Annotated in this window: 26 protein-coding genes; 12 read left to right on the forward strand and 14 right to left on the reverse strand. The window is 60.8% G+C overall.

Going from position 1 to position 22,415, the window contains the following annotated elements; all coding sequences use genetic code 11:
- Positions 1-126: 126 nt before the first annotated feature.
- Entirely contained in the window at positions 127-1,473 is a 1,347-nt protein-coding gene (locus tag KKQ10_RS19025) for a class II 3-deoxy-7-phosphoheptulonate synthase (protein WP_215501980.1), read from the forward strand.
- Positions 1,474-1,679: 206 nt separating this feature from the next.
- Here the strand turns inward: KKQ10_RS19025 and KKQ10_RS19030 are convergent, their stop codons facing one another.
- Together KKQ10_RS19030 and KKQ10_RS19035 are read right to left on the reverse strand one after the other, a co-directional pair.
- Complete coding sequence (locus tag KKQ10_RS19030) at positions 1,680-2,906, reverse strand: winged helix-turn-helix domain-containing protein (protein ID WP_215501981.1); 1,227 nt, start codon at positions 2,904-2,906, stop codon at positions 1,680-1,682.
- Positions 2,907-2,970: 64 nt separating this feature from the next.
- Positions 2,971-3,192, reverse strand: coding sequence for a DUF1127 domain-containing protein (locus KKQ10_RS19035; protein WP_007964812.1), 222 nt, complete (start codon positions 3,190-3,192; stop codon positions 2,971-2,973).
- 96 nt (positions 3,193-3,288) lie between these two features.
- On the opposite strand from KKQ10_RS19035, the gene KKQ10_RS19040 reads away from it, so the two are divergent.
- Positions 3,289-4,143 carry a LysR substrate-binding domain-containing protein gene (locus tag KKQ10_RS19040; RefSeq protein WP_047295460.1) on the forward strand — a complete coding sequence of 285 codons (855 nt, stop codon included), beginning with the start codon at positions 3,289-3,291 and terminating at the stop codon, positions 4,141-4,143.
- On the opposite strand, the gene KKQ10_RS19045 is transcribed toward KKQ10_RS19040, so the two are convergent.
- Positions 4,133-4,882 carry a sulfite exporter TauE/SafE family protein gene (locus tag KKQ10_RS19045; protein ID WP_174823773.1) on the reverse strand — a complete coding sequence of 250 codons (750 nt, stop codon included), beginning with the start codon at positions 4,880-4,882 and terminating at the stop codon, positions 4,133-4,135. The two genes, KKQ10_RS19040 and KKQ10_RS19045, sit on opposite strands and share 11 nt — an antisense overlap.
- Positions 4,883-4,991: 109 nt before the next feature.
- Here KKQ10_RS19045 and KKQ10_RS19050 point away from each other — a divergent pair, with 109 nt between their 5' ends.
- The 3 genes from KKQ10_RS19050 to KKQ10_RS19060 all read left to right on the forward strand — a co-directional run bounded on the left by KKQ10_RS19050 (position 4,992) and on the right by KKQ10_RS19060 (position 7,238).
- The gene (locus tag KKQ10_RS19050; RefSeq protein WP_127648771.1) at positions 4,992-5,948 is read left to right on the forward strand and encodes a LysR family transcriptional regulator; all 957 of its coding nucleotides are present in this window, start codon (positions 4,992-4,994) and stop codon (positions 5,946-5,948) included.
- A gap of 73 nt (positions 5,949-6,021) precedes the next feature.
- Positions 6,022-6,486: a MarR family winged helix-turn-helix transcriptional regulator gene (locus KKQ10_RS19055; RefSeq protein WP_215501982.1), complete on the forward strand. Its 465-nt coding sequence runs from the start codon at positions 6,022-6,024 to the stop codon at positions 6,484-6,486.
- A 332-nt stretch (positions 6,487-6,818) separates the two neighbouring features.
- Positions 6,819-7,238, forward strand: coding sequence for an organic hydroperoxide resistance protein (locus KKQ10_RS19060; RefSeq protein ID WP_215501983.1), 420 nt, complete (start codon positions 6,819-6,821; stop codon positions 7,236-7,238).
- 144 nt (positions 7,239-7,382) lie between these two features.
- Here KKQ10_RS19060 and KKQ10_RS19065 read toward each other — a convergent pair whose 3' ends face one another.
- Together KKQ10_RS19065 and earP are read right to left on the reverse strand one after the other, a co-directional pair.
- On the reverse strand, positions 7,383-7,952 hold the full coding sequence (locus KKQ10_RS19065; protein WP_028619992.1) for an elongation factor P: 570 nt from the start codon (positions 7,950-7,952) through the stop codon (positions 7,383-7,385).
- Positions 7,953-8,000: 48 nt separating this feature from the next.
- Entirely contained in the window at positions 8,001-9,143 is a 1,143-nt protein-coding gene (gene earP / locus KKQ10_RS19070) for an elongation factor P maturation arginine rhamnosyltransferase EarP (RefSeq protein WP_215501984.1), read from the reverse strand.
- 125 nt (positions 9,144-9,268) lie between these two features.
- On the opposite strand from earP, the gene KKQ10_RS19075 reads away from it, so the two are divergent.
- Entirely contained in the window at positions 9,269-9,679 is a 411-nt protein-coding gene (locus KKQ10_RS19075; RefSeq protein ID WP_215501985.1) for a hypothetical protein, read from the forward strand.
- A 2-nt stretch (positions 9,680-9,681) separates the two neighbouring features.
- Positions 9,682-10,164 carry a GreA/GreB family elongation factor gene (locus KKQ10_RS19080; protein ID WP_003226791.1) on the forward strand — a complete coding sequence of 161 codons (483 nt, stop codon included), beginning with the start codon at positions 9,682-9,684 and terminating at the stop codon, positions 10,162-10,164.
- 9 nt (positions 10,165-10,173) lie between these two features.
- Here KKQ10_RS19080 and cysB read toward each other — a convergent pair whose 3' ends face one another.
- The 5 genes from cysB to KKQ10_RS19105 form a co-directional block, all read right to left on the reverse strand.
- Positions 10,174-11,148, reverse strand: a complete 975-nt coding sequence (cysB, locus tag KKQ10_RS19085; protein WP_007908591.1) for an HTH-type transcriptional regulator CysB — start codon at positions 11,146-11,148, stop codon at positions 10,174-10,176.
- A gap of 113 nt (positions 11,149-11,261) precedes the next feature.
- Positions 11,262-11,765, reverse strand: a complete 504-nt coding sequence (locus KKQ10_RS19090) for a universal stress protein (RefSeq protein ID WP_127648775.1) — start codon at positions 11,763-11,765, stop codon at positions 11,262-11,264.
- A 98-nt stretch (positions 11,766-11,863) separates the two neighbouring features.
- Positions 11,864-12,769: a 5'-nucleotidase gene (locus KKQ10_RS19095; protein WP_025113136.1), complete on the reverse strand. Its 906-nt coding sequence runs from the start codon at positions 12,767-12,769 to the stop codon at positions 11,864-11,866.
- Between the two features lie 28 nt (positions 12,770-12,797).
- Entirely contained in the window at positions 12,798-13,754 is a 957-nt protein-coding gene (locus tag KKQ10_RS19100) for a putative 2-dehydropantoate 2-reductase (protein WP_215501986.1), read from the reverse strand.
- Positions 13,755-14,141 (reverse strand): thioredoxin family protein, encoded by a 387-nt coding sequence (locus KKQ10_RS19105; protein ID WP_215501987.1) that lies wholly within the window; start codon positions 14,139-14,141, stop codon positions 13,755-13,757.
- Here KKQ10_RS19105 and KKQ10_RS19110 point away from each other — a divergent pair.
- Together KKQ10_RS19110 and KKQ10_RS19115 are read left to right on the forward strand one after the other, a co-directional pair.
- A complete protein-coding gene (locus tag KKQ10_RS19110) occupies positions 14,140-14,583 on the forward strand; it encodes a PilZ domain-containing protein (RefSeq protein ID WP_064588583.1) in 444 nt (147 codons plus the stop codon). The two genes, KKQ10_RS19105 and KKQ10_RS19110, sit on opposite strands and share 2 nt — an antisense overlap.
- A gap of 129 nt (positions 14,584-14,712) precedes the next feature.
- On the forward strand, positions 14,713-15,789 hold the full coding sequence (locus KKQ10_RS19115) for a 3-deoxy-7-phosphoheptulonate synthase (protein ID WP_108592466.1): 1,077 nt from the start codon (positions 14,713-14,715) through the stop codon (positions 15,787-15,789).
- Between the two features lie 63 nt (positions 15,790-15,852).
- Here KKQ10_RS19115 and KKQ10_RS19120 read toward each other — a convergent pair whose 3' ends face one another.
- Positions 15,853-16,134 carry a GNAT family N-acetyltransferase gene (locus tag KKQ10_RS19120; RefSeq protein ID WP_025113131.1) on the reverse strand — a complete coding sequence of 94 codons (282 nt, stop codon included), beginning with the start codon at positions 16,132-16,134 and terminating at the stop codon, positions 15,853-15,855.
- Between the two features lie 636 nt (positions 16,135-16,770).
- Between KKQ10_RS19120 and oprI the strand changes: the two genes are divergently transcribed.
- Complete coding sequence (gene oprI / locus KKQ10_RS19125) at positions 16,771-17,022, forward strand: outer membrane lipoprotei OprI (RefSeq protein ID WP_025113130.1); 252 nt, start codon at positions 16,771-16,773, stop codon at positions 17,020-17,022.
- A gap of 122 nt (positions 17,023-17,144) precedes the next feature.
- Here oprI and KKQ10_RS19130 read toward each other — a convergent pair whose 3' ends face one another.
- The 3 genes from KKQ10_RS19130 to KKQ10_RS19140 form a co-directional block, all read right to left on the reverse strand.
- The gene (locus tag KKQ10_RS19130) at positions 17,145-18,116 is read right to left on the reverse strand and encodes a L,D-transpeptidase family protein (protein ID WP_215501988.1); all 972 of its coding nucleotides are present in this window, start codon (positions 18,114-18,116) and stop codon (positions 17,145-17,147) included.
- 136 nt (positions 18,117-18,252) lie between these two features.
- Positions 18,253-18,546: a hypothetical protein gene (locus tag KKQ10_RS19135; protein ID WP_003226812.1), complete on the reverse strand. Its 294-nt coding sequence runs from the start codon at positions 18,544-18,546 to the stop codon at positions 18,253-18,255.
- A 57-nt stretch (positions 18,547-18,603) separates the two neighbouring features.
- A complete protein-coding gene (locus KKQ10_RS19140; RefSeq protein WP_215501989.1) occupies positions 18,604-19,209 on the reverse strand; it encodes an arylesterase in 606 nt (201 codons plus the stop codon).
- A 10-nt stretch (positions 19,210-19,219) separates the two neighbouring features.
- Between KKQ10_RS19140 and KKQ10_RS19145 the strand changes: the two genes are divergently transcribed.
- Both KKQ10_RS19145 and KKQ10_RS19150 read left to right on the forward strand, forming a co-directional pair.
- The gene (locus KKQ10_RS19145) at positions 19,220-19,903 is read left to right on the forward strand and encodes an ABC transporter ATP-binding protein (RefSeq protein WP_007908572.1); all 684 of its coding nucleotides are present in this window, start codon (positions 19,220-19,222) and stop codon (positions 19,901-19,903) included.
- Positions 19,903-22,407, forward strand: coding sequence for an ABC transporter permease (locus KKQ10_RS19150; protein WP_215501990.1), 2,505 nt, complete (start codon positions 19,903-19,905; stop codon positions 22,405-22,407). Before KKQ10_RS19145 ends, KKQ10_RS19150 begins: the two co-directional genes overlap by 1 nt.
- Positions 22,408-22,415: the final 8 nt, after the last annotated feature.

Genomic DNA, 22,415 nt, shown 5'->3' on the forward strand with positions numbered 1-22,415 from the left:
GTGACGCGATGGCACCGCTCAGGTGCCGTGGCAAAGCGGCGATTGTCGATGATGGGGCGGGAGCAGGTCACGCACTAATTGCTGCTACCATGGGCTTCCCGTGCGTAGAACCCTTTAGAGACCGTGATGAGCCAATCCTGGAGCCCTGACAGCTGGCGCGCCCTGCCGATCCAGCAACAACCCCAATATCCCGACGCTGCGCATCTGCGCCAGGTCGAGCAGACCCTGGCCAGCTATCCGCCGCTGGTGTTTGCCGGCGAAGCGCGCGAGCTGCGCCGACAGTTTGCCGAAGTGACTCAGGGCCGGGCATTCCTGCTGCAGGGCGGCGACTGCGCGGAAAGCTTCGCCGAGTTCTCCGCGGCGAAGATTCGCGACACGTTCAAAGTGTTGCTGCAGATGGCGATCGTCATGACCTTCGCCGCCGGCAGCCCGGTGGTCAAGGTCGGGCGCATGGCCGGCCAGTTCGCCAAGCCGCGTTCGGCCAACGATGAAACCATCGACGGCGTGACCCTGCCGGCCTACCGTGGCGACATCGTCAACGGCATCGGTTTCGACGAAAAAAGCCGCGTGCCGGATCCCGAGCGTCTGCTGCAGTCGTATCACCAGTCCACCGCCACCCTGAACCTGCTGCGCGCCTTCGCCCAGGGCGGGTTTGCCGACCTGCATCAGGTGCACAAGTGGAACCTCGATTTCATCGCCAACTCGGCGCTGGCCGAAAAATACAGCCACCTCGCCGACCGCATCGATGAAACCCTGGCGTTCATGCGCGCCTGCGGCATGGACAGCTCGCCGCAACTGCGCGAAACCAGTTTCTTCACCGCCCACGAGGCGCTGCTGCTGAACTACGAAGAAGCCTTCGTGCGTCGCGACAGCCTGACCAACGATTACTACGATTGCTCGGCGCACATGCTGTGGATCGGCGACCGCACCCGTCAGCTCGACGGCGCCCACGTCGAATTCCTGCGCGGGGTGAACAACCCGATCGGGGTGAAAGTCGGCCCAAGCATGAACCCGGACGATCTGATCCGCCTGATCGACGTGCTCAACCCGGACAACGATCCGGGCCGCTTGAACCTGATCGCGCGGATGGGCGCGAACAAGGTCGGCGATCACCTGCCGGCGCTGCTCCGTGCGGTGCAGCGTGAAGGCAAGCAGGTACTGTGGAGCTCCGACCCGATGCACGGCAACACCATCAAGGCCAGCAGCGGCTACAAGACCCGCGACTTCGCGCAGATCCTTGGTGAGGTGAAACAGTTCTTCCAGGTGCACGAAGCCGAAGGCACTTATGCCGGCGGGATTCACATCGAGATGACCGGGCAGAATGTCACCGAGTGCATCGGGGGTGCGCGGCCGATCACTGAAGACGGGCTGTCGGACCGTTATCACACCCACTGTGATCCGCGGATGAATGCCGATCAGTCGCTGGAGCTGGCGTTTTTGATTGCTGAAACGCTGAAACAAGTCCGCCGCTAGACCGCGTCGCCCCTATCGCGAGCAGGCTCGCCCCCACAGAGATTTTTGGGTGACCTGGATCCCTGTAGGAGCTGCCGAAGGCTGCGATCTTTTGATTTTGTTTTTAAGACCAGGATCAAAAGATCGCAGCCTTCGGCAGCTCCTACATTGACCGCGTCAATATACAAACCCCTTGTAGGAGTGAGCCTGCTCGCGATGGCGTTAGATCAATCACAACCGATCTGCGCCAATGCCACCCGCAACCGCCCTGCACTCTCGCGCTGACAATTGAGCTGTACCCGCCCCAGCCCCAACCAATCCGCCATCCGCCGCAAATTCAAAGCCAGCGCCAGCATCCCTTCATCCTCCAGCCCAGGCGTCTCCTCGTGCACCGCATGCACCGCCAGGCGTCCTGCCGCCCTCTCGGCACGCAGATCCACCCGGGCGGCAATCCGCTCGTTGTGCAGAAACGGCAGCACATAATAGCCGTAGACCCGCTTGTCCTGCGGCGTATAGATCTCCAGCCGATAGCGGAAATCAAATAACCGCTCGGTGCGACTGCGCTCCCAAATCAACGAATCGAATGGCGACAACAACGCACTGGCGACAACTTTGCGCGGCACTTTCGGCTCCGGCAGGCAATAGGCGATCTGTCGCCAACCGGCGACTTCACAGGTCTGCAACTGCCCGTCCTCGACCAGTTCCGCCAGACGCGGTCGGGCGTCCCCCGGACTCAAACGGAAATAATCTCGCAGGTCCTTCTCCGTCCCCACGCCCAGAGCCTGCGCCGCGTGCAGCAGCAAGCCACGCTGTGCGCAGGCTTCATCCGGCAGCGGCTGCTGCAGAATCGGCGCGGGGATGACCCGCTCCGGCAAATCATACAAACGCTCAAACCCGCGACGGCCGGCCACCGTCACTTCACCGGCGGCAAACAACCATTCCAGCGCATGCTTTTCCGCGCTCCAGTCCCACCATGGCCCGGCCTTGTCTTCGCGGGTCGACAGACTGCCAGCGCCCAATGCGCCCTGCTCCTCGACCGAAGTCAGAACCCGGCGAATCGTCGCCTGCTGCTCACGCCCGAATCTGGCCAATTGCTGATAGATGTCCTCGCCACGTCTGGCGCGCTGCATCCGCCAACCCAGCAACGGATACATCGTCAGCGGCAGCAACGACGCCTCGTGGCCCCAGTATTCGAACAGCGTACGGCGTCGCCCCGAACTCCAGGCGGCCTGGTCGAGCAAATCAGAGGAATAGGAACCGAGACGGGAAAACAGCGGCAGATAGTGCGAGCGCACCACGGCGTTGACGGAGTCGATTTGCAGCAGACCCAGCCGTTCGATCAACCGGTTGAGCTGTGGCGCCCGGACGGTTGGCGGCTGGCGCCCGTTGAACCCTTGGGCAGCCAGCGCCAGACGTCGCGCCTGTTTGAGGGAAAAGGCCAGAGTCGCGGGCATGAAGATCTCCTTGTCTGCTCGCAACCTACCTCACCTGAAAGTGGTTTGTGTAGTAAGGCCCTGATCATTTATGCATCGGATCGTCCCAGAACGGCCGAATGGCCTCGTGTTCGACGTCGGCCCGACTGACCCCGATGTCCTTCAGCGCTTCGTCGCTCAGACTGGCGAGCAACTCGCGTTCACGGTGCAATTCATACCAGCGACTAAACTTGTGCAGCAGGTCAGAAACGATATGGCCGTGGCCGGAAAATTTTGTGTCGTCTACATACTCTCTTTGACCTTTCATCGTGTTGCCCTCCTTGTGGATGGCTCAAGTCTCGCGCTGGCGCTAAGATCAATCCAACGAATGTTTCTGATGGCATTCATCACGGAGATTCATCAATTGTCGGCCTACCCCAGTATCGATACCGATGTCCTGCGCACCTTCGTCGCGATTGCCGATCAGGGTGGATTTACCCGCGCCGGCGAAATGGTCAACCGCACGCAATCGGCGGTGAGCATGCAGATGAAGCGCCTGGAAGAAGACGTGTTGCAGCGCCAGCTGTTCGAGCGTGACGGACGTCAGGTGCGCCTGACCGCTGAGGGCCAGGTGCTGCTCGGGTATGCGCGGCGCATCCTCAAGCTGCACAGCGAGGTGTTCAACACCCTGCGCGAGCCGCACATGGTCGGCACCGTGCGCATCGGTACGCCGGACGATTACGTGATGCGTTTCCTGCCGGGGATCCTCTCGCGGTTCGCCCAGTTCTATCCGCTGATCCAGATCGAAGTGCATTGCGAGTCCAGCAAGCAGTTGTTGCAGCGTACCGACCTGGATTTGTCGATCGTCACCCGCGAGCCGGGCAACGAGATCGGCCAGTTGCTGCGCAAGGAGCGTTTCGTCTGGGCCGAGGCGCAAAATTTCAGCGCCCACGAGCAGACGCCGTTGCCGCTGGCGATGTTCAACAGTGATTGTTTCTGCCGCTTGTGGGCGTGCAATGCGCTGGACGCGATGGGCCGCGACTACCGCATCGCCTACAACAGCACCAGCCTGTCGGCGCTGATGGCGGTGGTGAGCGCGGGTCTGGCGATCACCGCGCAACTGGAGAGTTTGATCACCCCGGACATGCGCATTCTCGGCGCCAACGAAGACCTGCCGTTGCTGCCCGAGGCCAGCATCATGCTGATCCGCAACCTGAACAATCCGTCGCCGATCACCGAGTGCCTGGCCGAGCACATCGTCGAAGGCTTCAAACTTTAAACGCGAGCATCACCGCACACAGCACCAGAAAACCGCAGAACAGCCCGCGCAGCAGCCTTTCCGGCATGGCGTGGGCGACTTTCACGCCCCAACTGATGCTCGCCAGACCGCCGATGGCCAGCGGCAGGCCGATCATCCAGTCCACCTCGTGATGCACCGCGTATGTCACCAATGTCACGCCGGTGCTCGGCAACGCCAGCGCCAGTGACAAGCCCTGGGCGACCACCTGGCTGGTGCCGAACAGGCTGGTCAACACCGGCGTCGCCACCACGGCCCCGCCGACACCGAACAGCCCACCCATGGTCCCGGACGCCGCGCCAAGCACACCCAGCCATGGCCATGAGTAACGCATCTCGGAGGTCGCCGCGGGCCGCGCGCCGAACATCCGCACCAGGTTGTAGGCCGACAACGCGACGAGGAACGCGACAAAGCCGATGCGCATGGTTTGCGCATCGATGCCCACCGCCCAGATCGAACCGATCCAGGCAAAGCAGAAGCCCATGACCGCCAGCGGCAGCGCATGGCGCAGTTCGATGCGATTGCGCTGGTGATAGCGCCACAGCGCCAGCATCACGTTGGGCACGACCATCACCAGCGCCGTGCCTTGGGCGATCTGCTGATCGAGGCCGAACCACACGCCCAGCAGCGGAATCGCGATCAGGCCACCGCCGATGCCGAATATGCCGCCTAATGTGCCAAGGGCGGCGCCAAACAGCAGGTACAACAAGAACTCGATCACAGCGATTTCCTCATCCGTCAGGCGGTTCATCCTACGCAGTCGAGGCTGGCGGGGAAACGCACAGCAACGCACAATGGTTATGCCAACTTCGCACAAGCACTGAACACTCATGAATCCCAATCAATTGACCGAACAGCTCGGGTTGTTTCTCGATGTGTTGGAAAGCGGCAGTTTTTCTGCGGCTTCCCGTCGTCATCCGCTGACGCCCTCCGCCGTGGCGCGGCGCATCGACAGCCTGGAAAGCGCGGTGGGTAGCCAGTTGTTCATCCGCAGCACCCACGCCGTGCGGGCCACACCCGCCGGTCTGGCCTTTGCCGAACGCGCGCGGCGCATTGTTGCCGAGTTGCAACTGGCCCGGGCCGAAGCGGTGTCCCTGAGCAGTGCGCCGGAAGGCTTGATTCGCATCGACGCCCCGGCCGCGTTCGGGCGCCGCCATCTGGCACCGGTGATTGCCGATTTTCTGGTGTTGTACCCGGGCCTGGACGTGCAGTTGCACCTGATCGACAGCTTCATCGACATGCACGGCTCCAACCTGGGCAAGGTCGACCTGGTATTGCGAGCCGGGCAGATGGCCGATACCCGGCTGGTTGCCACCCCGCTGGCGAGCATGATGCGCATCGCCTGCGCCAGCCCCGATTACCTCAAGCGTCGCGGTGCACCGAGTCATCCCGGGCAGTTGAGCGAACATGACGGACTGGATTGGGAAGGCCTGGCCCCGCCCTTCGCCTGGCGCTTCGAACAGGACGGGCAAATGCAACTGCACCGCCCTTCGCGAATCCGCATGAGCGCCAACAATGCCGAGGCGCTGGTGTGCGGCGCATTGGCCGGGCTGGGCATCGCGCACTTGCCGACCTGGCTGGCCAGTGAATACCTGCTGCGCGGAGAGCTGTTACCGCTGTTCTGCGAGAACGGTCTGCCACAACCGGAGAGCACCGGTATCTATGCGCTGCGCATGGAACAGCAAACCAACTCGCGCAGCCGCTTGCTTCTGGAATACCTCAAGACCCGCTTCAGCCCGGTGCCGCCGTGGGATCTGGCGCTGCAGCGCGAGCTGGGCCGACACTAAGTTCTGGATAATTATCTGGCGCATTAAACATTCGGGCGCTAGATTCAAGCCCATCATCGAACAAGGCTTTGCCATGACCACCGAACGCGACACCACCGACAACTGCGATCACCTGCTGTTGGACAACCAGGCCTGCTTCGCCCTGCACTCCACCTCGCTGATGATGACCAAGGTCTACAAGCCGTTGCTGCAAGCGCTGGGCCTGACCTATCCGCAGTATCTGGCGATGATGGTGCTGTGGGAAAAGGACGGTTTGACCGTGGGCGAAATCAGCACGCGGTTGCTGACCGATCCGGGATCGCTGACACCGTTGCTCAAGCGCCTGGAGGCTGAAGGTTTGCTCAGCCGTACGCGCAGTCGCGAGGATGAGCGGGTGGTGATCGTTGAACTCACCGCACAAGGCCGGGCCCTGCGTGACCAGGCCAAGAGCGTTCCGCAATGCATCCTGGGCGCCAGCGGCTTTACCATCGAACGCCTGCAGCATCTGCAATCGGAGCTGCAAGCCCTGCGCAGCCACCTGCAAGACAGCTTGACTTGATAACAACACTGCCTCTCCCACAGTAGGAGTGAGCCTGCTCGCGATAGCGATGGTTCAGTCGACTTCCGTTGATTTTTGTCCCACCGCTATCGCGAGCAGGCTCACTCCTACCAGGGATCGCTTCACCTGAAAAATATTCTTCAGCCCCCGCACCCCCACCATCCGCTCTAAATCAACACTTTCAAGCTGATCGTCAGTTCGTTGCAGGACTGAAACGCAGCTTTCTCGAAAATTTATCTTGCGCGCTAAATATTTGAGAGCTACATTTATCTCGCACTTACTTAGCGCGCAAACAATTAGCGCAAATAAAGACTCTGAACGAGGCTCACACCATGCAAACTCTCTACACTGCAATCGCAACCTCCACTGACGGCCGTGACGGTCGTGCGATCTCCAGCGACAACGTCCTCGACGTCAAACTCGCCACCCCGAAAGAACTCGGTGGTGCCGGTGGTGCAGCGACCAACCCTGAGCAACTGTTCGCTGCCGGTTACTCGGCCTGCTTCATCGGCGCACTGAAATTCGTTGCCAGCCAGACCAAACGCAAGATCCCCGACGGCGCCTCGATCACCGCGCATGTCGGCATTGGCCAGATCCCAGGCGGTTTCGGTCTGGACATCGACCTGCACATCAGCCTGCCGGGTCTGGAACAAGCGGATGCACAGAGCCTGGTCGAAGCCGCGCATCAGGTCTGCCCGTACTCCAACGCCACCCGTGGCAACGTTGACGTGCATCTGCACACCACCGTGTAACCGAAGCAAAAGATCGCAGCCTGCGGCAGCTCCTCCACCGATCCCTGCAGGAGCTGCCGCAGGCTGCGATCTTTTGATCTTTCTTGCAGGCACAAAAAAGCCCGACTCAATGGTCGGGCTTTTTCTTTCCGCGAAAAGCTGTGCTTATTTGGCACGGCCTTTGTAGGAACCGCCTTCACGGGTGTCGATCTCGATCTTGTCACCGATTTCGATGAAGTCAGCAACTTGCAGCTCAGTACCGTTGCTCAGCTTGGCTGGCTTCATGACTTTGCCGGAAGTGTCGCCACGAGCCGAACCTTCGGTGTAGTCAACTACGCGCACGATGGTGGTCGGCAGTTCTACGGAAACCAGACGCTCTTCGAAGAAGATCGCTTCGCAAACATCGGTCATGCCTTCTTCAACGAAAGGCAGAACAGCTTCGATGTCTTCAGCGTTCAGCTCGTACATGGTGTAGTCAGTGGTGTCCATGAACGTGTAGGTGTCGCCGCTGATGAAGGACAGGGTCGCTTCTTTGCGGTCGAGGATTACGTCGTCCAGTTTGTCGTCAGCGCTGTAAACGATCTCGGTCTTGTAACCGGTCAGCAGGTTTTTCAGCTTGGTCTTCATGATCGCGCTGTTACGGCCCGACTTGGTGAATTCAGCTTTCTGAACCAGCCAAGGATCGTTCTCGAGACGGATCACGGTACCGGGTTTGAGTTCTTTACCAGTTTTCATTGCGAATATCCGAATTTGGATGGGATTTACAAAAATCTAGGCCGCGTATCATATCCAATTTAGGTAAAACTGTACCAGCGCCGTGGCAAGATCGGCCTGCAAGCCTTGTTCCAGACACCATTGTTCGGCGTCTTCCTGCAGTTCTGGCCAGTGTTTACGGGCCTCTAGCCAGTGCTCGCCGATCGGTTGCCCGGCACTCCAGGCATGCCACAGACCGTTCATCGCCTCGGCAGCCGCCGGCGAAAGTCCTTTCGTATACAACGCAAGGAAGGCGTCGAGCTTGTCCAGATGGATGTCTTCGTCCTGCTGATAGATGTGCCAGAGCATCGGCCGCCCGGCCCACTGCGCACGAACGAACGAATCCTCCCCACGCACCGCATTGAAATCACAGCACCACAGCAACTGATCGTATTGATCCTGACGGACGAACGGCAGCACCTGCACCGTCAGCGCCTGACGCACGTTCAGGTCGCCGACCTCCAGTGAGTCAACCCCGAGCCAGCGCGCGACGTCACCGAGAATCCGCCCTTCCGGCACCAGCAGGTGGGTGGGTTCGTTATCAGCGGCCAGCACATCCAGCCAACTGGCGAGACCGGCGTTCTCGTAGGCAAACAGTGAAATCAGTTGTGCGCCCGGTGCGCGATCGATCCCCAGACGTTCCAGGAACTGGCGCTGCGCCTCGTCATCCGCCTGAAACGCACGACGTCGCTCAAGCAAACCCCGTTCACGCAGCAAGCCTCCGGTGCCCGGCTGAAACCCGGGAAAGAAGAAAAACTTCTGCACCGATTTGTATTTCACCGAGGGCAAACCGTGACAACCGATGACCCAGCCTTCGGCGCTGAGGTAATCGAGGTTCATCCACAGCGGCAGCTGTTGGCGCTCGGCCATGGCGTCCATGTACGCGGGAGGCAACTGACAGGCAAACGCGGCGATCACCACGTCCGCCGCCTCCGTCTGCGGCCAGTCGCTCGGCCAGTGCCGCACGTCGACGCCCTGCTGCGTTTGCTCGCCCAGGTGGATGTCGATCTCGGGGCAGATGCGCTCGAAGGCGCGCAGGTCATCGACCCACAGGCGCACCGCCAGCGCATGTTCGGCCACCAGTTGCCGGGCCAGACGCCAGGTCACGCCGATGTCGCCATAGTTATCGACCACGGTGCAAAAAATATCCCAGCGGGTTTTCGGTACCGGCATGCAAGACTCCCCGTTGGCAAAAGCGCTGATTGTCCGCATAAATGACGTCGCGCAGAAGAGCCGACGGCGATTAATCTTCGTGCGACAATCGCCACTTGCCCGCAATCATCCGCCAGGAGGCAGCCATGCCCTACCGTCCCAACCCGCGTCGTCCATTGCCTGTTCAGCTTAGCGCGCTGCAACTGACCGGCAGTATTGCTTTGGGCATGTGGCTGGGCTTTCTGGCCATCGCGCTGACCTGCTGGCTGCTCTCGCGTCTGGTGTTCACCGAACAGCTGGCGCCTGTCGCTCAGGCAGTGCAACAGCTGGCCAAACCGCCCGCGACCGTCCAGGTACAACCGGACATTGCGCCACAGAGCCCGCTGTTCGAGCAGTACGAAGAGAACCTGCGCAAGAACGAACAGCAGGCACGGTTGGAGCAGGCGCGCAGCAGCACGCGCAATCAGTCGAACCCCAAGTGCCAGTTCTGGCTGCAACAGGACCAGACCGCGCCAAGCGAGAAGAGCCGCGCCAACGTTTTGCAATTCTGCGATTGATCATGAACAAACACACCGTCCACCAGTTGATCCTCGACAAACTGCGCGTCGACCTCGACATCGCCGAACGCGCCGCGCAGACCGCTTATGAAACCGCGACCCACGAAGAGAACATCGCCGAGAACAAGTACGACACGCTGGGGCTTGAGGCGTCTTATCTGGCGGCGGGTCAGGCGAAACGGGTCGAAGAAATCCGTCAGTCGCTGGCGCTGTGCCAGAACTTGACGCTGCGCGCCTACGATGAAAATCGTGGCATCGAGATCGGCGCCCTGCTCGGCCTGGAAGACGAAAAGGGTCGCGAGCAATGGCTGTTTCTGGCCCCGGATGCAGCGGGCCTGAAAGTCGATGTGGTGGGTCAGCCGATTACCGTCATCACCCCTCGCTCGCCGCTGGGCAAAAGCCTGCTGGGCAAGTTCGAGGGCGACGAGGTGGAGATCCTGGTGGCGGGCACCCGGCAACAGTTCGCTGTCACCGAGGTGCTCTGAGGCAGGGTCTTAGTGGACCGGCAGTTCGACGCCGTCGAACAGCTCTTCCAGCTCCTGCTTGTTGTGGCACTGGATGGCTTTGGCCATCACTTCGCGGGTCAGGTGCGGGGCGAACTTCTCGATGAAGTCGCACATGAAGCCACGCAGGAAAGTGCCACGACGGAAACCGATCTTGGTGATGCTCGATTCGAACAGCTCGCTGGCATCCAGCACCACCAGGTCGTTATCGAGTTTGGTATCGACCGCCATCTTCGCCACGATGCCCACGCCCAGCCCCAGGCGCACGTAGGTTTTGATCACGTCGGCGTCGGCTGCGGTGAACACCACTTTCGGCGTCAGGCCACGATGGCTGAAGGCTTCGTCGAGTTTCGAACGACCGGTGAAACCGAACACGTAAGTCACGATCGGGTATTCGGCCAGCGCTTCGAGGGTCAGTTTCGGCAGCTTGGTCAGCGGGTGACCCTGCGGCACGACCACGCAACGGTTCCAGCGATAGCACGGCATCATCACCAGATCACCGAACAGCTCCAGCGCTTCGGTGGCAATGGCGAAATCGACGGTGCCGTCAGCCGCCATTTCGGCGATCTGCATCGGCGAACCCTGGTGCATGTGCAGCGCCACGTCCGGGTATTGCTTGATGAAATTGCTGATCACCGGCGGCAGCGCATAACGCGCCTGGGTGTGGGTGGTGGCGATCGACAGAGTGCCTTTCTTCTCGTTGGAGAATTCCTGGGCAATCTGCTTGATGCTTTCGACCTTGCGCAGGATTTCGCCTGCGGTGGTGATGATGCGCTCGCCAGCCGGGGTGACGCGGGTCAGGTGCTTGCCGCTGCGGGCGAACACTTCAACGCCCAGTTCGTCTTCCAGCAGGCGGATCTGTTTACTGATGCCCGGTTGCGAGGTGTAAAGGCTTTGGGCTGTAGCGGAAACGTTGAGGTCGTGGTGCGCCACTTCCCAGATGTAGCGCAATTGTTGAAGCTTCATATGTATCCCTCAAAGCAGGTAGACGCCACGGGCATCAGCGACGGTATATAACTATATTAATGGTTTGATTAATAAATCTAGAACTTTTTTATCAAAACGCCATTATTCCCGCCTCAGCGATCCCCCCGGCGCCGACGCTCCACCAACGGCACCAGATAAACCGGTACCTTGGCCAATTGCAGGACCCGGGTCGCCGTGCGCCCCAAAGGAGTTTCCGCCCCCACACCGTGGCTATGCGTGCCTACGATCAGCAAATCCACCGAGAGTTTCTGCACCTGGTCGAGAATCACCTGCGCCGGATCGCCCTGCACCACCCGAACCGCGCAAATCCGCTGCAGATCCTGATCGCCCTCGTCGCCCAGTTCTTCGCGAAAACTGTCCAGCACCCGCTGCTCAATACTGGCGATGACAGTTTTCAGACCCTGGCTGTGGAATTCGTTCAATGCCTGTTCGTCGAGATAGCTTTGCAGCACCGACTCGGCAAACAGCCCCATGGGTTCCACTGCGTGCACCACATACAAGTCGGCATCGAATGTTCGCGCCAACGCCAGGGCATGCTGCATCACTAACGGTGCGTACAGACCGAGGTCAGTGGCATACAGCATCGAACGAATCATATGACCTCCTCGCGTGCCAACATGGCGGAGATTTGATTCAGCTTAGCAGTGCCTTGGCGAGTACGACGTGCGACGCAACGTCTTGAAGCACAGGGGCTTTAGATCGATGGTTCGTTGCTGATGCCGTGCGGCACGTGGCCGGTGGCGACCACTTCACGCGCGAGCTCGCAGTGACCGGCCTGATCGTCGAAAAACACATCGGCGGCAAAGGCTTCGAGGAACGCCGATTTGGTCAGCCCGCCGAGGAACAGCGACTCGTCGAGACGGATGTCCCACTCGCGCAAGGTGCGGATCACCCGCTCATGGGCCGGCGCCGAACGCGCGGTCACCAGCGCTGTGCGGATCGGGCAATCGTCCTCGGGGAACTCGCGCTGCAGCGCATTGAGCGCGGCCAGAAAGCCTTTGAACGGCCCGCCGCGCAATGGCTCGCGCGCCGCTTCACGCTCCTTGGCCTGAAACGCCTCCAGCCCGCCGGATTGATAAATGCGCTCGGACTCATCGGAAAACAGCACCGCGTCGCCGTCGAAGGCGATGCGCAACTCATCACTGGCGGCACGACTGGCGCCACCAGACAGAATCGTCGCTGCAGCAAATCCAGCGTCCAGTGCAGCGCGCACATCCTCGGCGTGCGTGGACAGAAACAGGTCACAGCCAAAGGCCTTGAGGTACGGATACGGACTGCGCCCGCCGACGAATGCCGCCCGGGAAATGTCCAGCCCATAGTGATGAATCGAGTTGAAGGCGCGCAGGCCGGTGTCGGCACTGTTACGCGAAACCAGAATCACCTCGACCCGGGCGCGGTCGAGGCGACTGTTGAGGCTCAGGAGTTTTTCCACCAGGGGAAAGGCATCGCCCGGTGCGAGAATCTCGTCTTCGTGTTCGATCTGATATTGCCGGTAGGCTTCGACGCCGCTCGACAGGTAGACCTTGTGACTTTCGCTCAGGTCGAACAGGGCGCGAGACGAAATCGCCAGCACCAGTTTGTCATCGATGTTCTTGGCCATGCCTTCCCCCACTCCCTCGAAAACCGACTCAAGTGTTGCGTCGGTCGATAAAACTCAACGTGCGATACAGCGCTTCGATACGCGGCAGTTCACACCCTGCCGCCTTGGCCGCCGCCAATGGCCGGGCATAAATCGCTTCCAGTTCCAGCGGTCGTTTGTGCAGGAAATCGTGGTACATGCTCGGCCAATAGTCGGGCATTTTCTCGGTCATCATGAACAGGTACTCGGCGTAACCGGGTGGCATGTCGTGACCACAGGCCTTGGCGCCCTGCACCACTTCGGCCATCAACGCCTGGATCAGCGCGCGACTGTCAGCGTCAGCCATCAGCGGCGTGGTGCCGGCACCGAGCAGAACCGAGAGACCGTTGTAGGGAATATTCCAAACCAGTTTCTGCCAGCGTGCCTGATGCAGATTGGGCATCGCCTGGGAGTCGATGCCGGCGGCGCGAAACAGACTGGCGCCCTCCTCGACGATCGCCATGCGCGCCGTGTCATCTGCTGCCGGACCGCTGTGATAGCCGACGTTCACCGCTCCCAACGCCTGATGGGTGATGTGCCCCGGAGCTTCGCGATGCACACAGATCAGACACAGGCCACCGAGCAGATGCAGGGAATCGGGTAACAGCTCACGCAGGCTGTCTTCGACGTCCAGACCGTTTTGCAGTACCAACACTTTCGCACCGGGTTTGGCCGCAGCAATGATCGCCGGCGCCAGCCCGACGCTGCTGGTGGTCTTGGCACCGACCAGCAGCCAGTCGCAGGCTGGCATGTCGTCAGCCTTGGCATAGGCTTGCACCGGGTTGAGCGTCAGCGTGCCGTGGACCGCACTGTCCACCTGCAAACCACGCTCGGCCACCGCGGCGAATTCACTGCGCAACAAAAAGTGCACATCGAAACCGGCCCGCGCCAGCATCACACCGTAGAACCCGCCGATTGCCCCGGTGCCGATAATCCCGATCACCGGTTTATTGTCTGCTCCCGCCATCTATGGCAACTCCTCTGCAATTCGACCCAGCGCCTGCGTCACTGCCGCGTTCAGCGCATCGGCGGTCAGGCGCGTGTGCAATGCCCCAAAGAACTCGCCGTCGCGCACCACAAACAGCGCCGGCAAATGAAAGACCTGATAACGCTCCACCAACCCGCCGTTGTTGCCGGCATCGATCCAGCACAGGCGATCCACCGCCAGCTCGAAGCCGGGCAACACCTCTCTGGCATAACGGCAGCTGGAACAGCCGACGCTGGTGAAAATCACCAGCGAAACGCCGCTCATCGCCAGCAGCCGCTGGTCGGCGTCGAAATCGGTCAGTTGCGATTCGACCACTATACTGGGGGAAACAATGTCAAATGGCCGACACAGGGAGTCTGTGCTCATGGGACGTTTCATTCCTCATCCGGACGAAGTGCCTGTCGAATTAACGTTACTCAAGCCCGAGTGTATTTCCAGGCAACAGCTGCACACTATCAGCCTCGGTGGGATCGCTTGCAATTATCACCGTGCCTGGCGCCACGGCACCGCCCTTGAGGTGCGCATGCCGACGCTCAATGCCGACATCTGTTACCCGGGCTATGTGGCGTGGTGCCTGCGACGCAAAAAGGGCTATCTGGTAGGGATCGCGTTCACCGATGAGCAGACGCTGTTCAGCGCCCGGATGGGCGAGCAGGTGTGCCAGATCGAACGTTATTGCCGCATGAATGAGGCCCACGACGACCTGCAGGATATTCAGGCGCTGGCCCTGCAATGGGTCGAACAACACGCCGACGAGTTCTCTCACGACAGCGTTCGCAAGGCTTTTGCCCAGCCAGTGCTGGATTAAAGCGGCGTTTGCCCATTGTCGAGCCGCGTCTGACGCGCTAAGGTTCGGCTCCCCGACGCGCTTAAATCCGCTGTGCTCCGCCGCGCGGGGATCGCTGGCGGCCGGCACCCGTGACCTGACGAGTAAACGATGGCTGATTTACCGATCAACGACCTAAACGTCGCCTCTAACGAGACCCTGATCACTCCTGATCAGCTCAAGCGTGATATTCCTCTGAGCGACGCTGCCCTGCGCACCGTCACCAAGGGCCGCGAAGTCATTCGCAACATTCTTGATGGCACCGACCACCGTCTGTTCGTAGTGATCGGCCCGTGCTCGATCCACGACATCAAGGCTGCCCACGAATACGCTGACCGCCTCAAGGCATTGGCGGCGGAAGTCTCCGATACCCTGTATCTGGTCATGCGCGTGTATTTCGAGAAGCCACGGACCACCGTCGGCTGGAAAGGCCTGATCAACGACCCGTACCTCGACGACTCGTTCAAGATTCAGGACGGTCTGCACATCGGTCGCCAGCTGCTGCTGGACCTGGCCGAGAAAGGCCTGCCGACCGCCACCGAAGCCCTCGACCCGATCTCCCCGCAGTACCTGCAGGATCTGATCAGCTGGTCGGCCATCGGCGCACGCACCACCGAATCCCAGACTCACCGTGAAATGGCCTCCGGCCTGTCCTCGGCCGTCGGCTTCAAGAACGGCACCGACGGTGGCCTGACCGTGGCGATCAACGCCCTGCAGTCGGTCTCCAGCCCGCACCGTTTCCTGGGCATCAACCAGGAAGGTGGCGTGTCGATCGTCACCACCAAGGGCAACGCCTACGGTCACGTGGTGCTGCGTGGCGGCAACGGCAAGCCGAACTACGATTCGGTCAGCGTCGCCCTGTGCGAGCAGGCGCTGAACAAGGCGAAGATCAAGCCGAACATCATGGTCGATTGCAGCCACGCCAACTCCAACAAGGATCCGGCCCTGCAACCGCTGGTGATGGAAAACGTCGCCAACCAGATCCTTGAAGGCAACCAGTCGATCATCGGCCTGATGGTCGAGAGTCATCTGAACTGGGGCTGCCAGGCCATCCCGAAAGACCTCGCCGACCTGCAATACGGCGTGTCGATCACCGACGCCTGCATTGACTGGGCCGCCACCGAGAACACCTTGCGCAGCATGCACGCCAAGCTCAAGGATGTTCTGCCGAAGCGTCAGCGCAGCTGATCAGCGTTTCGCGGGCATAAAAAACGCCGGGCTCAGCCCGGCGTTTTTGTGTGTGAGGTGTTATCAGATTTTCGCGGCGCGCTTCTGATGGCGCTCCATGTAGCGCTCGACATAGGAGCACGACGGGATCACCGTGTAGCCCATTTCTTCGGCGTATTGCAGCGCGCTTTCAGTCAGCGCTGCCGCGATGCCTCGACCACGCAACGCGTTGGGCACGAAGGTGCGATAGATATCCAGGGTCTGTTTTCCCAGATCCATATAGGTCAGGTAGGCACGATGACCGTCCACATTGGTCTCGAACTGATGACCAGCCTGGTCATGGTGGATGGACAACGCCTCGCTCATCACTACTCCTCGCGGGTCTTGAATTCTGACCCCTACCTTACCGATGTTTTTCCGGCGAAGGAACATCTACGCCACCCCGTGCCTGATGGACACCGAGAAGAGCCACACCGATCTCGCGCAACCGAGCACCTGATAAATAGTAGGCACCATTGGCAAAAATGCTCAAGGTGCGCTCGTCATCATGCTCGTTGACCGGGTAACTCCGATGGGCGCAGCGGCAGGCGCGGGGAAGATCTTCCCGAGGCGCTCGCCTGAACGTTGCCGGATGTTGAGACTTAAGACGCAGCGCTTTCTTTAAAGTCACCTCAAGAGTGACAAAGATAGGTGAGGTGTCATGCAAAATCGGAACAAAAGTGTAGACGAATTCATCTAGGCAGACTTGGTGCAAGACCGCAAAAACTGTACAGGACAATGGGAACTTTTTCTCATTGACCGGCTCAAGCCGGGGCTTGCAGCTGTATATTTTTTAAACAGGCCAGTCAAAAGTTGCTCGAAAAAGAATCAACGCCTACAATTTTTTTTGCTTCTTGCGCTACGTCAGTTTACTTACTACAAGTAATGGGTAGTATGTACGCCGGCTATTTCCTCAATCGGAGGAGAAAGCCACTTAATTGAAAGTCCTTGAAGGGGAACACGATGAACAACGTTCTGAAATTCTCTGCTCTGGCTCTGGCCGCAGTTCTGGCTACCGGTTGCAGCAGCGCATCGAAAGAAACCGAAGCACGTCTGACCGCTACTGAAGACGCAGCTGCTCGCGCTCAAGCTCGTGCAGACGAAGCATACCGTAAAGCTGATGAAGCTCTGGCTGCTGCTCAAAAAGCACAACAGACTGCTGACGAAGCTAACGAGCGTGCTCTGCGTATGCTGGACAAAGCAAGCCGTAAGTAATAATCCCTCGGGATTGTTATCAAGCCGACCCAGTTTCTGGGTCGGCTTTTTTGTGCCTGGAGCTTTTGTCCGGGCAATAAAAAACCCGCCGACGCAAACGCATCGACGGGTCCGGATCGATCTTATTGCTGCAGGTCGATCGGCGCACTCGAGACAATCGGTGCCGAGGTATTCGGCGTGCCGATTTCGGTTGGCAAGCCATCTTCGGCCGCCACCACATCGCGCACCACATCCCAGTTCACGCGCAGGTTGTTGGTGACATCTTCACGCTTGAGCATCGCGTTGATCACCGCCGTGTGTTTGTCGACAACCGACGGGTTGCCCTTGTCGTCGATCGGCGTGTGCGCTTCCAGATAGACCTTGCCGCCACTGCTGCCGAACTTGTACGCGTCGTTGAGGATGCGCACCGAAGTGCCGACCGGCACCATGCTGGCCATCTCCAGCACGTTGTTGTTGAACATGCGGAAGCAGCCGTGGCTGGTGCGCATGCCGATGCCGAACTTCTTGTTCGAACCGTGGATCAGGTAGCCCGGCGTGCCCAGGGTGAACTTGAACGGCCCCAGCGGGTTGTCTGGACCGGCCGGCACCACGTTCGGCAGCGGATCACCATCGGCGGCGTGCTCGGCCTTGATCGACGCTGGAGGGGTCCAGGTCGGGTTCGGTGTCTTGGCGGTGATCGAGGTGTGCGCGATTGGCGAACCCCAACCTTCACGACCGATACCCAGCGGGAAGGTGTACACCACGTTCCGGCCTTTCGGGTAGTAGTAGAGACGGTATTCGGCGAGGTTGATCACGATGCCTTCGCGCGGACCCGGCGGCAGGATGAACCGCGTCGGCAGGACGATTTCCGTGCCGGCGCCCGGCAGCCAGGCATCGACGCCCGGGTTGGCCGCGACCATTTCCGAATAGCCCAGATCGTATTTTGTCCCCAGGTCAGCGAAGGTATCTTCGTACTTGGCCTTGATCACCTGCACCTGGCCGATGATGTCCTCACCGGGTGGTGGCAAGGGAAACTCCAATGCAGCAACGGGACCGGCCATACACAGGGCGGCAAGTGACAGGCAGCGGGTGACGGCAGGAAAGCGCGGCAACATCCGGAAAATCCTTCGCATGATCAACAAGGGTATAAGAGCGCGATTGTACACCGCGCCTCGGGAATTCGGGGAGATGCGCCGATGGGCAGACACAACTCTTCATGCAGGAGCTGCCGCAAGCTGCGATCTTTTGATCCTAGAGTTCGAAACGCAACTCGGGCCAGATCGGCGAGGTGCCGCGCTTTTGCGATTCGAGAATCGCCCGGCACAACGAACACAGGCGCTGATCCTGGAACACCCGCCGATCGACACTCGACCAGCGCGGTTGCGCCGGCAGCAGGCTGCCGCACAACGTCCGGTCTGCAGAGCCACCGAGTTCGAGCTGACGGGTCACCAGATGCACCCGCACTTCCTGGCAGGCGAACAGATCCAGCTGTTCGTCAGGCTCGATCAGTTGGTAGGCAAACAGGGACCAGGCAGGACGCGGCATCGGGGGCTCCAAATAAGGGGGCGCCACATTAGCCGAAAGCCTGCCGCTAGAAAAGCCTCATAACAGCGGTTTTAGCGTCGGCCAGACATTTTCCAGCAACTTGCCCTGAGCCCCGGCGGCCGGGTGCAGACCATCGGCCTGCATCAGCTCGGGATGACCGCCCACGCCGTCGAGGAAAAACGGTACCAGCGGGATCTTTTTATCGTCGGCGAGTTTGCCGTAGACCTCGGCAAAGGCATCGGTGTAACGCTTGCCGTAGTTGGGCGGCAGTTGCATGCCGAGCAACAGCACCTTGGCGCCGCTCTGGCGGGAGCTGTCGATCATCGCCGCAAGGTTTTGTTGCAATTGCGTTGGCGGCATTCCGCGCAGGCCGTCATTGCCGCCCAATTCGAGGATCACCAGTTCCGGCCTGTGCTCTGCAAGCAGCGCCGGCAGGCGCGCCTGGCCTCCGGCACTGGTATCGCCGCTGATGGAAGCATTGACCACTTTGTCGTCAAAACCCTCCTGCTTGAGCCGTTGCTCGAGCAGCGATACCCACCCCAGGCGGGTATCCAGTCCGAAACCGGCGCTGATACTATCGCCAACGATCAGGACAGTACCCGCCGCTGCGTTCTGGGCCATGCACATCAAGGCCAGGCCAGCACTCAAAAACCACACACGCATCGGATTCTCCATGGGCGCAAGTATTCTCACCGCGAAGAACCTTAGCAAAGTGGTTCCCAGCGCGGAAGGTGAACTGACCATCCTGCACGAACTCAGCCTGGAACTGAACAAGGGCGACAGCCTGGCCATCGTCGGCGCGTCCGGTTCCGGCAAATCCACCCTGCTCGGTCTGCTGGCCGGCCTCGACTTGCCGAGCAGCGGCGAGGTCATTCTCGCCGGGCAAGGCCTGAGCAATCTCGACGAAGACCAGCGCGCGCGCATTCGCGCCGAACACGTGGGTTTCGTCTTTCAATCCTTCCAGTTGCTCGACAGCCTCAACGCGCTGGAGAACGTCATGCTGCCGCTGGAGCTCGATGGGCGCAAAGACGCCCGCGAACGCGCCACCGAATTGCTGCAACGGGTCGGCCTTGGTCAGCGCCTGACGCACTCGCCGCGCCAGCTCTCCGGCGGCGAACAACAGCGCGTGGCGATTGCCCGGGCCTTCGCTGCCGAGCCGGACGTGCTGTTCGCCGACGAACCTACCGGCAACCTCGACAGCCACACCGGCGAGCGCATCAGCGACTTGCTGTTTGAACTGAACAAGGAACGCGGCACCACTCTGGTGCTGGTGACCCACGACGAACGCCTGGCCCATCGCTGCCGGCGCCTGATCCGTCTTGAAGCCGGGCTGCTGGTCGCCCCTCTGGAGCCTTGATGGCACGTCTGCCGCTGTTGCGCCTGTTCAGTCTCGCTATCCGCCAATTGCTGCGCGATGCCCGCGCCGGTGAATTGCGCGTGCTGTTCTTCGCTCTGGTCGTCGCGGTGGCGGCCAGTACCGCCATCGGCTATTTCGGCGCCCGCCTCAACGGCGCCATGATGCTGCGCGCCACCGAGTTCCTTGGCGCCGATCTGGTGCTTGAAGGTAGCTCGCCGGCACGCGACGAACAGATCCGCAGCGGCACCGAGCTGCGCTTGAATCATGCGCAGGTGGTGGAGTTTTCCAGCGTCATCGCCACCGACAACGGCATTCAGTTATCGAGTATCAAAGCGGTTGATCGCGCCTACCCGCTGCGCGGTGAACTGAAAAGCGCCCCTGCCCCGTTTGCCACTGAAACCTCTGGCGGCGAGCCGCAACCCGGCGAAGCCTGGGTCGAAGCCCGTCTGCTGACTGCACTGGATCTGAAGATCGGCGACAGCGTCGACGTCGGCATGAAGACCCTGAAGCTGACCCGCGTGCTGACCTATGAGCCGGATCGCGCCGGCAACTTCTACAGCCTCACGCCTCGGGTGATGATCAACCTCGACGACCTCGCCGCCACCGGCGTGGTGCAACCCGGCAGCCGGGTCAGCTACCGCGAACTGTGGCGCGGCGAACCGCAGGCACTGGAAACCTATCGGCAACTGATCAAACCGGGACTGGCAGCGAATCAGCGCATTCAGGACGCCCGTGATGGCAACCGGCAAATTGGCGGCGCGCTGGGCAAGGCCGAGCGCTACCTGAACATGGCCAGTCTGGTCGCGGTGCTGTTGGCCGGCGTGGCCGTGGCGCTGTCGGCCAACCGCTTCGCCAGTCGCCGCTTCGACGCCAGTGCCCTTCTGCGCTGTCTCGGCTTGTCGCGCCGGGAAACCCTGCTGTTGTTCAGTATTCAATTGACCGTACTGGGTCTGTTCGCCGCCCTCAGCGGTGCCGTGATCGGCTGGTTGGCGCAACTGGGGCTGTTTGCCCTGCTGCATGATCTGTTGCCGACGGATGTTCCACCGGGCGGGCTGTTTCCGGCGCTGGCCGGGATCGGTACGGGGCTGGTGGCGCTCGCCGGGTTTGCCCTGCCACCGCTTGCCGCACTGGGTCGGGTGCCTCCGCTGCGGGTGCTGCGTCGCGACATGCTGCCGATTCCGTCGAGCACCTGGATGGTCTATGGCGCGGCGCTGGGTGCGCTGGGCCTGATCATGTGGCGCCTGAGTCTCGACCTGCTGTTGACCTTTGCCCTGCTCGGTGGCGGCGTCGTGGCGGCGCTCATCCTTGGCGGGCTGCTGCTGTTGCTGCTGAACAGCCTGCGTCGTCTGTTGGCGCGGGCCTCGCTGCCGTGGCGCCTGGGGCTCGGCCAGTTGTTGCGTCATCCACTGGCCGCCGCCGGGCAATCACTGGCGTTCGGTTTGATCCTGCTGTCGATGGCGTTGATCGCCTTGCTGCGCGGTGAATTGCTCGACACCTGGCAAAACCAGTTGCCGAAAAACGCGCCGAACTATTTCGCCCTGAACATCCTGCCGGCGGACAAACAGGCCTTCACCGATCATTTGGTCAACGTGTCCGCGCAAGCAGCGCCCCTGTACCCGGTGGTGCCGGGGCGCCTGATCAGCATCAATGGCGAACCGGTGCAACTGATCGTCAGCAAGGATTCGGCCGGTGACCGGGCGGTTCAGCGTGACCTGAGCCTGACCTGGGCTGCCGACCTGCCGGCCGGCAACAAGCTCACGGCCGGCTCGTGGTGGACCGAACAGCCCTCGGACGATGTTCCGGGCGTGTCGGTGGAAGGCAAAGTCGCCGAAAGCCTCAAGCTCAAACTGGGCGATCACATGGTGTTCAGCGTCGGCGGGGTCAATCGTGAAGCGAAAGTCACCAGCCTGCGCGAGATCAATTGGGACAATTTTCAGCCGAATTTCTTCATGATCTTCCAGCCCGGCACCCTGAAGGATCTGCCGGCGACCTACCTGACCAGTTTTTATCTGGCACCGGGTCACGATCAGCAGATCGTCGAGTTGTCGCGGGCCTTTCCGGCCGTGACCATTCTTCAGGTCGAAGCGCTGCTGGAACAACTGCGCAGCATCCTCGCCCAGGTCACCCTGGCGGTGGAGTATGTGTTGTTGTTTGTGTTGGCCGCAGGGATGGCGGTGCTGTTCTCTGGCTTGCAGGCAACGCTGGATGAACGCATTCGCCAAGGCGCGCTGTTGCGCGCGCTGGGTGCGGAGCGGCAGCTACTGGTCAAGGCCCGGCGCATCGAGTTCGGCTTGCTCGGGGCGGTCAGCGGTTTGCTCGCAGCCATTGGTTCGGAGGTGGTGAGCCTGGTGTTGTATCGCTTTGCCTTCGACCTGCCGTGGCATCCGCATCCGTGGCTGCTGGTGCTGCCTCTGATCGGTGCGGCGCTGATTGGCGGCGCGGGTGTCTTCGGTACGCGCCGGGCGCTCAATGCAAGTCCGCTGACAGTCTTGCGCGAGGGTTGATAGACTCA

The sequence above is a fragment of the Pseudomonas sp. MG-9 genome (genome assembly GCF_018729515.1).
Lineage (GTDB): Bacteria > Pseudomonadota > Gammaproteobacteria > Pseudomonadales > Pseudomonadaceae > Aquipseudomonas > Aquipseudomonas serboccidentalis.

Excerpts from the sequence above, each read along its gene's own strand:
- KKQ10_RS19115 (WP_108592466.1), top strand. The coding sequence starts at position 14,713 with ATGGCTGATTTACCGATCAACGACCTAAACGTCGCCTCTAACGAGACC.
- KKQ10_RS19090 (WP_127648775.1), bottom strand. The coding sequence starts at position 11,765 with ATGATTCGTTCGATGCTGTATGCCACTGACCTCGGTCTGTACGCACCG.
- earP (WP_215501984.1), bottom strand. The coding sequence starts at position 9,143 with ATGCCGGTACCGAAAACCCGCTGGGATATTTTTTGCACCGTGGTCGAT.
- KKQ10_RS19095 (WP_025113136.1), bottom strand. The coding sequence starts at position 12,769 with ATGGCCAAGAACATCGATGACAAACTGGTGCTGGCGATTTCGTCTCGC.
- KKQ10_RS19135 (WP_003226812.1), bottom strand. The coding sequence starts at position 18,546 with ATGCCGCGTCCTGCCTGGTCCCTGTTTGCCTACCAACTGATCGAGCCT.
- KKQ10_RS19150 (WP_215501990.1), top strand. The coding sequence starts at position 19,903 with ATGGCACGTCTGCCGCTGTTGCGCCTGTTCAGTCTCGCTATCCGCCAA.
- KKQ10_RS19065 (WP_028619992.1), bottom strand. The coding sequence starts at position 7,952 with ATGAAAACTGGTAAAGAACTCAAACCCGGTACCGTGATCCGTCTCGAG.
- KKQ10_RS19130 (WP_215501988.1), bottom strand. The coding sequence starts at position 18,116 with ATGTTGCCGCGCTTTCCTGCCGTCACCCGCTGCCTGTCACTTGCCGCC.
- cysB (WP_007908591.1), bottom strand. The coding sequence starts at position 11,148 with ATGAAGCTTCAACAATTGCGCTACATCTGGGAAGTGGCGCACCACGAC.
- KKQ10_RS19080 (WP_003226791.1), top strand. The coding sequence starts at position 9,682 with ATGAACAAACACACCGTCCACCAGTTGATCCTCGACAAACTGCGCGTC.
- KKQ10_RS19105 (WP_215501987.1), bottom strand. The coding sequence starts at position 14,141 with ATGAGCACAGACTCCCTGTGTCGGCCATTTGACATTGTTTCCCCCAGT.
- KKQ10_RS19060 (WP_215501983.1), top strand. The coding sequence starts at position 6,819 with ATGCAAACTCTCTACACTGCAATCGCAACCTCCACTGACGGCCGTGAC.
- KKQ10_RS19100 (WP_215501986.1), bottom strand. The coding sequence starts at position 13,754 with ATGGCGGGAGCAGACAATAAACCGGTGATCGGGATTATCGGCACCGGG.
- KKQ10_RS19145 (WP_007908572.1), top strand. The coding sequence starts at position 19,220 with ATGGGCGCAAGTATTCTCACCGCGAAGAACCTTAGCAAAGTGGTTCCC.
- KKQ10_RS19140 (WP_215501989.1), bottom strand. The coding sequence starts at position 19,209 with ATGCGTGTGTGGTTTTTGAGTGCTGGCCTGGCCTTGATGTGCATGGCC.
- oprI (WP_025113130.1), top strand. The coding sequence starts at position 16,771 with ATGAACAACGTTCTGAAATTCTCTGCTCTGGCTCTGGCCGCAGTTCTG.
- KKQ10_RS19035 (WP_007964812.1), bottom strand. The coding sequence starts at position 3,192 with ATGAAAGGTCAAAGAGAGTATGTAGACGACACAAAATTTTCCGGCCAC.
- KKQ10_RS19120 (WP_025113131.1), bottom strand. The coding sequence starts at position 16,134 with ATGAGCGAGGCGTTGTCCATCCACCATGACCAGGCTGGTCATCAGTTC.
- KKQ10_RS19050 (WP_127648771.1), top strand. The coding sequence starts at position 4,992 with ATGAATCCCAATCAATTGACCGAACAGCTCGGGTTGTTTCTCGATGTG.
- KKQ10_RS19075 (WP_215501985.1), top strand. The coding sequence starts at position 9,269 with ATGCCCTACCGTCCCAACCCGCGTCGTCCATTGCCTGTTCAGCTTAGC.
- KKQ10_RS19055 (WP_215501982.1), top strand. The coding sequence starts at position 6,022 with ATGACCACCGAACGCGACACCACCGACAACTGCGATCACCTGCTGTTG.
- KKQ10_RS19030 (WP_215501981.1), bottom strand. The coding sequence starts at position 2,906 with ATGCCCGCGACTCTGGCCTTTTCCCTCAAACAGGCGCGACGTCTGGCG.
- KKQ10_RS19025 (WP_215501980.1), top strand. The coding sequence starts at position 127 with ATGAGCCAATCCTGGAGCCCTGACAGCTGGCGCGCCCTGCCGATCCAG.
- KKQ10_RS19110 (WP_064588583.1), top strand. The coding sequence starts at position 14,140 with ATGGGACGTTTCATTCCTCATCCGGACGAAGTGCCTGTCGAATTAACG.